This window comes from Telluria sp. AZSoR62, from assembly GCF_058111565.1.
Window position 1 is genome coordinate 1 of record NZ_JBYTST010000440.1, and the last position, 253, is coordinate 253.

The 253-nt window shown below is 60.5% G+C and carries 1 protein-coding gene; it reads left to right on the forward strand.

Annotation, left to right across the window (positions count from 1 at the left end; genetic code table 11):
* On the forward strand, nt 1-253 hold a 253-nt coding region (locus tag AC3XQU_RS24360; RefSeq protein WP_489876690.1), incomplete at both ends, for a hypothetical protein.

Consider the following 253-nt stretch of genomic DNA (forward strand, 5'->3'; position numbering starts at 1 on the left):
CCGCGTTTGTAAAACCCTACACGCTGGAGCGTACCGCCAAGGAAACCGGGGTGCCGGCCGAGCGCCTCAAGGCATTGGCCGAACTGTATGCCGACCCCAAACGCAAGGTGGTGTCCTTCTGGACCATGGGCTTTAACCAACACACGCGGGGCGTCTGGGCCAACAACCTGATTTACAACATCCACCTGCTGACCGGGAAAATCAGCGAGCCGGGCAACAGTCCTTTCTCGCTGACGGGCCAGCCTTCGGCATG